A 7,885-nucleotide genomic window follows, 5' to 3' on the forward strand; every position below is an offset into this window, starting at 1 on the left:
GCTCGACATTCCCGCCCACAAGGTTGTGCAGAAGGGTCGGCTCCAGCCCGGGAAGATGTTCCTGATCGACACCGCGCAGGGGCGGATCGTCGACGACGAAGAGATCAAATCCGAGCTTGCCGCCGCCGCGCCCTACGAGGAGTGGCTGCATGCCGGCCTGATCGCCCTGGACGACCTGCCCGAGCGTGAGCACGTCGTCTACGGTCACTCCTCGGTGCGCCGCCGCCAGCAGGTCTTCGGTTACACCGAGGAGGAACTGAGGATCCTGGTCGCGCCGATGGCCCGGGCCGGCGCCGAGCCGATCGGGTCGATGGGCACGGACACGCCGGTCGCGGTCCTGTCCAGCCGTCCGCGCCTGCTCTTCGACTACTTCACCCAGCTCTTCGCGCAGGTCACCAACCCTCCGCTGGACGCCATCCGGGAGGAGATGGTCACGAGCCTCGCCCGGACGCTCGGTCCGGAGGGCAACCTGCTCGCGCCGTCACCGGCATCGTGCCGCCTGGTACACCTGCCGTTCCCGGTCATCAGCAACACCGAGCTCGCCAAGATCGTGGGAATCAACGACGACGGCGACATGCCCGGATTCGCCGCGGTCACCGTACGCGGTCTGTATGACGTGAGCGGTGGTGGCGCGGCTCTCGCCGGCAGGCTCGAGGAGATCTGCCGTGGGGTCAGCGAGGCGATCGCCGATGGCGCCCGCGTCGTCGTCCTGTCCGACCGTGACTGCGACCGGCACAAGGCCCCGATCCCCTCGCTGCTGCTCACCGCCGCCGTCCACCATCACCTCATCCGGGAGAAGACCCGCACCAAGGTCGGTCTCATCGTGGAGTGCGGCGACGCCCGCGAGGTGCACCACGTCGCGCTGCTTCTCGGGTACGGCGCGGCCGCGGTCAACCCCTACCTGGCCTTCGAGTCGATCGACGACATCCTCGACCGCGGAGAGCTGGACGGGATCACCCGCGAGCAGGCCCAGAAGAACCTCATCAAGGCACTGGGCAAGGGCGTGCTCAAGGTGATGAGCAAGATGGGCATCTCGACGGTGGCAAGCTACACCGGCGCCCAGGCGTTCGAGGCGATCGGGCTGTCCCAGAAGCTGGTCGACACCTACTTCACGGGAACGCCGTCTCGGCTGGACGGCGTGGGCATCGATGTGATCGCCGATGAGGTCGCCGCCCGGCACTACAAGGCGTACTCGGCGGTGGCGTCCGAACTCGCCCATCGCAACCTCGACCTGGGCGGCGAATACCAGTGGCGCCGTGAGGGCGAGGTGCACCTGTTCAACCCGGAGACGGTGTTCCTGCTCCAGCACGCCACCCGCAGCCGCCAGTACGAGGTCTTCAAGCAGTACACCGCCGCGGTCGACGGGCTGTCCCGGCGCAACGCCACGCTGCGCGGTCTGTTCGAGTTGCGCGAGGGGCTGCGCCCACCGATCCCGATCGACCAGGTCGAGCCGGTCTCGGAGATTCTCAAGCGGTTCGCGACCGGCGCGATGTCCTACGGTTCGATCAGTGCCGAGGCGCACGAGACGCTTGCGATCGCGATGAACCGCCTCGGGGCGAAGTCGAACACCGGTGAAGGCGGCGAGGACGCCGAGCGTTACGTTCCGGACGCCAACGGTGATCTCCGTCGATCGTCGATCAAACAGGTCGCCAGTGGCCGCTTCGGTGTGACCAGCGAATTCCTCGCCAACGCCGACGACATCCAGATCAAGATGGCCCAGGGCGCGAAGCCCGGTGAGGGCGGCCAACTGCCCGCGCACAAGGTCTACCCGTGGATCGCGCGGACCCGACACTCCACCGCGGGCGTGGGGCTGATCTCGCCGCCGCCGCACCACGACATCTACTCGATCGAGGACCTCGCCCAGCTCATCCACGACCTGAAGAACGCCAATCCGCGGGCGCGGGTGCACGTCAAACTCGTCGCCGAGGTCGGGGTGGGTACGGTCGCCGCCGGGGTGTCCAAGGCCCATGCCGACGTCGTGCTGATCTCCGGGCATGACGGTGGCACCGGCGCGTCCCCGCTGACCTCGTTGAAGCACGCGGGCGCTCCGTGGGAGCTCGGGCTCGCCGAGACCCAGCAGACGCTGCTGCTCAACGGCCTGCGGGACCGCATCGTCGTCCAGGTCGACGGCCAGATGAAGACCGGACGAGACGTCCTCATCGGCGCTCTGCTCGGCGCGGAGGAGTTCGGGTTCGCGACCGCCCCACTCGTCGTCGCCGGCTGCGTGATGATGCGGGTCTGTCACCTCGACACCTGCCCCGTCGGCGTGGCGACACAGAACCCGGCACTGCGCAGCCGTTTCACCGGCAGGCCCGAGTTCGTGGAGGCGTTCTTCACCTTCATCGCCGAGGAGGTGCGTGAGTACCTCGCGGCGCTCGGCTTCCGTTCGCTGCAGGAGGCCGTCGGTCACGTCGAGATCCTGGACGCGCGGGCGGCGGTCGACCACTGGAAGGCCGTCGGCCTCGACCTCACCCCGTTGCTGCACGCCCCGGAACTGCCCTTCGGGGGTGCCCGTCACTGCACCACCGTCCAGGACCACGGTCTGGACAAGGCGCTGGACAACTCCCTCATCCAGCTCTGCGAGGGCGCGTTGGAGGACGGCCGGCCCGTGTGGCTGGAGATGCCGATCCGCAACGTCAACCGGACGGTCGGCACGATGCTCGGCTACGAGGTGACCAGGCGTTACGGCGCGCAGGGCCTGCCCGACGACACGATCTCGCTGCGGTTCACCGGTTCGGCCGGGCAGAGCTTCGGCGCGTTCGTGCCACGGGGGGTGACCCTCACCCTGGAAGGCGATGCCAACGACTACACCGGTAAGGGCCTGTCCGGTGGGCGGATCATCGTCTTCCCGCCCAAGGAGGCGCCGCTGTGCGCCGAGGAGAACATCGTTGCCGGCAACGTGCTGCTCTACGGCGCCACCGCCGGTGAGGCGTTCTTCCGCGGCATCGTGGGGGAGCGTTTCTGCGTGCGGAACTCGGGTGCGACCGCCGTCGTCGAAGGTGTCGGCGACCACGGATGCGAGTACATGACCGGCGGGACCGTCGTCGTGCTCGGGTCGACCGGGCGCAACTTCGCGGCCGGGATGAGCGGTGGCGTCGCCTACCTGTACAACCCGGTGCTCCGGCGGATCAACACCGAGATGGTCGACGTGGAGCCGTTGGCCGACGACGACCGTGCGTTGCTGCTCTCGCTGGTCGCCCGGCACCGCCGTGAGACCGGGTCCACGGTCGCCGCTGGTCTGCTGGCGGGCTGGGAGGACGAGCAGTCCCTGTTCGTCAAGGTCATGCCGCGTGACTACAAGCGGGTGCTGGCGGCCATGAGGAAGGCGGAGGAGGAGGGCGTGGCGGCCGACGACCTCATCATGGCCTCGACCCGTGGTTGAGGCCCGTGCCTGACCGGTTCAGGCAGCGCGCGACGACGAACACGATCATCCGACAGGAGCGTAATGGCTGACCCGACAGGCTTCCTCAGGCACCACCGGGAGCTGCCGGTGCGCCGACCCGTCGACGTGCGCATCACCGACTGGAAAGAGGTCTACGAGCCGTTCCCGGTCGGGTCGCTGCGTGACCAGGCAACCCGGTGCATGGACTGCGGCGTCCCCTTCTGCCACAACGGCTGCCCGCTCGGAAACATCATCCCCGAGTGGAACGATCTGGTGCGGCGTGCCGACTGGGGCGAGGCCATCGAACGGCTGCACGCCACCAACAACTTCCCCGAGTTCACCGGACGGTTGTGCCCGGCGCCCTGCGAGGCCGCCTGCGTGCTGGGCATCGGGGACGACCCGGTGACCATCAAGCAGGTCGAGGTTTCGATCATTGACCGGGCGTGGGACGACGGCACGGTCCGGCCGGTCCTGCCGTCCGTGCGGACCGACCAGCGGGTGGCGGTGGTCGGCTCGGGCCCGGCAGGGCTCGCCGCGGCCCAGCAGCTCACCCGCGCCGGTCACAACGTCGTCGTGTACGAGCGGGCCGACCGTATCGGTGGTCTGCTGCGCTACGGCATCCCCGAGTTCAAGATGGAAAAGCGCGTCCTGGACCGTCGGCTTGCGCAGATGCGGGCCGAGGGGACGGTGTTCACGCCGTCGTGCAACGTCGGCGTCGACATCACCGCGGACGAACTGCGTGCGTCCTATGACGCGATCGTGCTCGCCGGCGGTTCGACGATCGGCCGGGACCTGCCGGTGCCCGGTCGGGAGCTCGACGGCGTCCACCTCGCCATGGAGTACCTGGTCCCCGCGAACCGGGTGCAGCTGGGTGACCTCACCGAGCCGTCGATCACCGCGGCCGGCAGGCGGGTGGTCGTCATCGGCGGCGGTGACACCGGAGCGGACTGCCTGGGTACCGCGCACCGGCAGGGCGCGGTGTCCGTGCACCAGCTGGAGATCATGCTACGGCCGCCGCAGCTACGGCCCGCGGCCAACCCGTGGCCGACCTGGCCGGTGGTCTACCGGGTGTCGAGCGCGCACGAGGAGGGCGGCGAGCGGGTCTTCGCCGTCTCCACCGAGCGTTTCCTCGGCGACTCCGCGGGCCGGGTCCGGGCGCTGCGCATGCACGAGGTCCGCATGGTCGACGGTCGTTTCGAGAAGGTGGCGGGCACCGACACCGAGCTGCCCTGCGAACTCGTCCTGCTCGCGATGGGTTTTGTCGGGCCGGAACGCCCGGGCCTGCTGGAGCAGCTCGGGGTCGCCTTCGACGCCCGCGGCAATGTCGCCCGGGACGCCGGGTGGGTCAGTTCCGTGCCCGGGGTGTTCGTCGCCGGGGATATCGGCCGGGGCCAGTCCCTGATCGTGTGGGCGATCGCGGAGGGCCGCACCGCCGCCGCAGCGGTCGACCGCTACCTGCGTGGCGCCACCGACCTGCCCGAACCGGTCACCCCGACCCGACGCTGAGGGCAATGTCGCCAGGGTGATCGTCGGTGGGCGCTCCGCGTCGCTGTAGGCTTTTCGGCGACGCGTTAGGGATCCTGCCGGAGGGCGACGAAGCCAGATGCTGGACAGACGGTTCATCCGGGAGAATCCCGACGCCGTGCGGGAGGCCGCTCGAGTCAAAGGGGTCGACCTCGACGTCGATGACATCCTGACCCTCGACCGGGAAGTGCGTTCGCTACAGCACGCCCTGGACACGGCACAGCGTGAGCGGCGTGAACTGGCCGGCAGCTTCAAGGCCGCGGACGCCGCCGAACGGACCCGGCTGCGGGAACGCTCCGGTGCCCTGGACGAGCAGCTGCGTGAGACCCGGGAACAGCTTGAGGATGCGAGCGGTCGGCTACGGGAGCTGCTGCTGCGGACGCCGAACATTCCCTGGGCCGGCGCGCCGGTCGGTGCCGACGAGTCGGCGAACACGGTCATCCGGGTCTGGGGGGAACGCCCGACGTTCGACTTCACCCCGGTCGATCATGTGGAGCTTGCCGAGAAGCGTGGCTGGGTGGAGTTCGAACGGGCCCGTAACGCCTCGGGGGAGCGGGCGTACGCTCTCGCCGGCCAGCTCGTCCTGTTGGAGCGGGCGGTGCACTCCTACGCGCTGGATCTGCTCGCGCACCGAGACTTCCGGCTGGTCAGCGTGCCGTCCCTGGTGAAGGAGGACGCGCTGGTCGGCAGTGGCTTCCTGCCGGGGCACCGGGAGGAGATCTACGAGCTGCCGGCGGACGGGATGTTCCTCGCCGGTACCGCCGAGGTCGCACTGGTCGGCCTGCACGCGGGCGAGATGCTGTCCGTGCGTGATCTCCCGTTGCGCTACGCCGGGATCTCGCCGTGCTTCCGCCGGGAGGTCGGCAGTGCCGGGCGCGACGTCCGCGGGCTGCTGCGCGTCCACCAGTTCGAGAAGGTCGAGCAGTTCGTGATCTGTGCGGCCGACGGGGCGGAGTCGGCCCGCTGGCACGCCGAGCTGCTGGACACGGCCGAGACGGTCCTGCAGTCACTCGGCCTTGCCTACGAGGTGGTGGAGTGCGCCACCGGCGACATGGGCCTGGGCAAGTTCCGGATGAACGACATCAACACCTGGTTCCCGTCACTGGAGCGCTTCCGGGAGACTCACAGCTGCTCGACGTTGCACGACTGGCAGGCGCGTCGGGCCAACATCCGCTACAAGGACGCGGACGGGCGGGTGCGGTTCGCTCACACCCTCAACAACACGGCGGTGGCGACCCCCCGGCTGCTTGCCGCGATCCTGGAGAACTTCCAGACCGCGGACCATCACATCCGCGTTCCCAAGGTGCTGCGGCCCTACCTCGGTGACCGGGAACTGATCTGACCCGGGATCAGGGGATCCCAGGCCAGGGGGCTTGTGTGGACGGTGGCCCCGGCGGCTATCCGCCGGCACGCAGCGCACTCGGCCTGCGTCTTGCGCTCGCCCTGTTCGGACTCCTGTTCTGCGCGGGCACCGGTGCCTATTTCGCGGTCCAGGGAAAGCCGGTGCCCGCCGTCGGACTCGGCGTGGTCGCTCTGACCGCGGTGGTCGATCTCGTCGTGATCGTCCGGCGGATGCGCGGCCGCCGACCATGATGTCGGTGAACCCCCGTCGGCTGTAGGTGAACCTCCGTCGGCTGTAGGTGGAAACCATCGTGATAGCGACGGAAACCACCTACGCCTCCGGCTGGGCAATATCGCCGCTTCTCCTCGAGCGTTCGGCCAGGGCCGCCAGGGCATTCGCGATCTTCGTGCGGAGCGCCGGGTCGGGATGAACCCGTCGGCATGGACCGCCTGCCGTGGCACGGGTATGTGGGCGCATGCGGCGTCGACAATGTCAGCACCTATATAGCGCAGCACTGTGCGGAGAGATTCGTGGGCTCCGGCAGCGCCGGTTGGCGAAGAAGAAACATTGATCCAGGCGACGGGCTTCCCGTAGGTCTCGTCGCGTCCTCGGGTACCACGAGCTGTGCCGTTCGAAGGAGAGCGGCGTTTGTCGATCCCGTTCGGAGGCTTCCGCGGATCATCAGGAGCTGGCATGTGATTCTCGCGTGCTTGACAGTAGCCATCGCAGGTTGCCGTCTCGTCCATGCCGGGCCATGGCCGGAGATCCGGCAGGTCAACACCGCAGGCGGGGCCGGGGTGATGCCGCTTCCCGTTTCGAGATCTACCTGTTTCGAGATCTCCGTAGAGCGGTGTCACTGTGGATGATGGCTGTTCAGAGCGTGCCCTCGGTTGCGAGCCGCGCATAACCGGCGGCGCCGACGAGGTCGAGCATCACGCATGGCTCGTCCCCGACCACCCAGGCGTCGTGGCCCGCTGGAATGAGCGTGACGTCTCCTGGACCGATCTCCGCCTCGCCTCCGTCGTTCTGCCGGATGTGCATCCGGCCGGAGTCGACATAGGCGTAGTGCTCGAATTCGCAGGATTCGGTGCCGGCGGTCGGTCGCACCGACTCCGACCAGCGCCAGCCGGGTTCGAATACGGCCCGGTCCAGTTCATGCCCCTCGATCCGGATGGCCTCGACATGCCCGTGTGGGAAGTCGCGTCGCTCGTCCGGCTTGCCGATGTTCTTGACCTGAATGGTCGCCACGGCAGTTCACCTCCTGACCCTTCCGGGTCGTACGCCGTCTTTCAACGTAAGCGGTTGGTACGTTCCCGGCAACTAGGGGTGTAGGACCCTCGTGTGGTTCGTGTGGATCCCGCCCGGGTGTCGGGAAGCGTCTCTGTAGCGGGAAGCGTCTCTGTAGGTGGAAACAGTCGCCCGGATGACGGAAACCACCTACTCCTGCTCGCGGGCCGCTCCGAGTGGCGTCCGCTCGTGTTCCGCGGGGCGCACCGGTCGCGCTAGGCCTACGTCAGGGTGGCTGGATGCTCACTTTCCGCGTTAGGGTTGTACGGTTCACGACGATTGTTGGGTTTCAACCCTGTTCTGCTCGTGACTCCACACGGTCGATCATTGGTGGTGGCGTTGGGACGTCT

At 68.4% G+C, this 7,885-nt stretch carries 5 protein-coding genes; 4 read left to right on the forward strand and 1 reads right to left on the reverse strand.

Annotated elements, in window-relative coordinates; all coding sequences use genetic code 11:
- The 4 genes from gltB to NBW77_RS12025 form a co-directional block, all read left to right on the forward strand.
- Positions 1 to 3,382, forward strand: a 3,382-nt coding sequence (gene gltB, locus NBW77_RS12010) for a glutamate synthase large subunit (protein ID WP_250279702.1), incomplete at its 5' end; no start/stop codon positions are given.
- A 63-nt stretch (positions 3,383 to 3,445) separates the two neighbouring features.
- On the forward strand, positions 3,446 to 4,888 hold the full coding sequence (locus NBW77_RS12015) for a glutamate synthase subunit beta (RefSeq protein ID WP_250279703.1): 1,443 nt from the start codon (positions 3,446 to 3,448) through the stop codon (positions 4,886 to 4,888).
- A 97-nt stretch (positions 4,889 to 4,985) separates the two neighbouring features.
- Entirely contained in the window at positions 4,986 to 6,248 is a 1,263-nt protein-coding gene (serS, locus tag NBW77_RS12020) for a serine--tRNA ligase (protein WP_131747209.1), read from the forward strand.
- A 35-nt stretch (positions 6,249 to 6,283) separates the two neighbouring features.
- On the forward strand, positions 6,284 to 6,499 hold the full coding sequence (locus NBW77_RS12025; RefSeq protein WP_250279704.1) for a DUF6343 family protein: 216 nt from the start codon (positions 6,284 to 6,286) through the stop codon (positions 6,497 to 6,499).
- 622 nt (positions 6,500 to 7,121) lie between these two features.
- Here NBW77_RS12025 and NBW77_RS12030 read toward each other — a convergent pair.
- The gene (locus tag NBW77_RS12030) at positions 7,122 to 7,496 is read right to left on the reverse strand and encodes a cupin domain-containing protein (RefSeq protein ID WP_131747208.1); all 375 of its coding nucleotides are present in this window, start codon (positions 7,494 to 7,496) and stop codon (positions 7,122 to 7,124) included.
- Positions 7,497 to 7,885: the final 389 nt, after the last annotated feature.

The sequence above is a fragment of the Frankia sp. Cppng1_Ct_nod genome (genome assembly GCF_920656135.1).
Lineage (GTDB): Bacteria > Actinomycetota > Actinomycetes > Frankiales > Frankiaceae > Protofrankia > Protofrankia meridionalis.

Bases quoted from the DNA above. Each gene is read 5' to 3' on its own strand.
- NBW77_RS12015 (WP_250279703.1), top strand. From the start codon at position 3,446: ATGGCTGACCCGACAGGCTTCCTCAGGCACCACCGGGAGCTGCCGGTG.
- serS (WP_131747209.1), top strand. From the start codon at position 4,986: ATGCTGGACAGACGGTTCATCCGGGAGAATCCCGACGCCGTGCGGGAG.